This is a genomic window from Pseudomonas sp. PAGU 2196, assembly GCF_022179005.1.
In the GTDB taxonomy this organism is placed as follows: domain Bacteria; phylum Pseudomonadota; class Gammaproteobacteria; order Pseudomonadales; family Pseudomonadaceae; genus Aquipseudomonas; species Aquipseudomonas kermanshahensis.
Window position 1 is genome coordinate 1 of sequence record NZ_BNTL01000047.1, and the last position, 1304, is coordinate 1304.

Annotated in this window: 2 protein-coding genes and 1 pseudogene; all 3 read left to right on the plus strand. The window is 63.3% G+C overall.

Annotation, left to right across the window (positions count from 1 at the left end; genetic code table 11):
• A pseudogene (locus MFF34_RS27365) lies at positions 1–104 on the plus strand (DUF1289 domain-containing protein); the annotation flags it as partial.
• A 62-nt stretch (positions 105–166) separates the two neighbouring features.
• On the plus strand, positions 167–682 hold the full coding sequence (locus tag MFF34_RS27370; protein ID WP_238217693.1) for a VUT family protein: 516 nt from the start codon (positions 167–169) through the stop codon (positions 680–682).
• On the plus strand, positions 679–1304 hold a 626-nt coding region (gene purT, locus MFF34_RS27375), incomplete at its 3' end, for a formate-dependent phosphoribosylglycinamide formyltransferase (protein WP_238217695.1). The genes MFF34_RS27370 and purT, both read left to right, overlap by 4 nt.

Genomic DNA, 1304 nt, shown 5'->3' on the forward strand with positions numbered 1-1304 from the left:
CGGTGGCCGAGATCGGGCGCTGGGGGCGCATGGATAACACTGAGCGCCGCGCCGTGCTGAAGCTTTGCCATGAGCGGGCAGTGGCTGCCGGGATGATTTTGTAGGCGCGGCTGCCGCTGCCCCCAAAATCAAGTAACCTGTGCGGCTTGTCTGACGGTTACTGCTCATGTTCTATCTCATTGCCTATATCAGCAGCGTAGTGCTGATCAACTACGCCTTTTCCAGTGCCCCGCACCTGGACATCATCTGGTCTGCCTGGGGCGGCCTGGTGTTCATCCTGCGCGACATGGTCCAGACCCGTTTCGGGCATGGCGCCTTGGTCGCCATGCTGGTGGCCCTGGTTCTGTCGTATGTCACCTCGGAACCGGCCATCGCACTGGCCAGCGCCACCGCCTTCTTCATCTCAGAGCTGATCGACTGGCTGGTGTTCAGCATCACCCGTCGGCCGCTGCGTGACCGCCTATGGCTGAGCTCGGCACTGAGCATCCCGGTCGATACTTTCATTTTCTTCGGCATGATCGGTGCCTTGACGCCGGCCGTGATCGGCACGGCGATGGCCTCGAAGTTCGCCGGTGTCACTGCCGTGTGGCTGGCCATGGCATTTCGCGCCCGNNCGGGTCCTTTTTCAGCGGGCGGCGCTCAGCCTGGCGCAGCCCCGGACGCCTTCGAGGACCTGAAATGACCCGTATCGGAACCCCATTGTCGCCCACCGCGACCCGCGTACTGCTCTGCGGCTGCGGTGAGCTGGGCAAGGAAGTGGTGATCGAGCTGCAGCGCCTGGGCGTCGAAGTGATTGCCGTAGACCGCTACGCCAATGCACCGGCCATGCAGGTGGCGCACCGCAGCCATGTGGTCAACATGCTCGATGGCGTCGCCCTGCGCGCAGTGATCGAAGCCGAGAAGCCGCATTACATCGTCCCCGAAATCGAAGCCATTGCCACCGCGACCCTGGTCGAGCTGGAAAACGAAGGCTTCACCGTGGTGCCCACCGCCCGCGCCACCCAGCTGACCATGAACCGCGAAGGCATCCGTCGCTTGGCCGCCGAAGAGCTGGACCTGCCGACCTCGCCGTACCACTTCGCCGACACCTACGAAGACTATGCCAAGGCCGTGGCCGATGTCGGCTACCCGTGCGTGGTCAAGCCAGTGATGAGCTCGTCGGGCAAAGGCCAGAGCCTGCTGCGCAGCGATGCCGACCTGCAGAAGTCCTGGGATTACGCCCAGGAAGGCGGCCGCGCTGGCAAGGGCCGGGTGATCATCGAAGGCTTCATCGATTTCGATTACGAAATCACCTTGCTGACCGT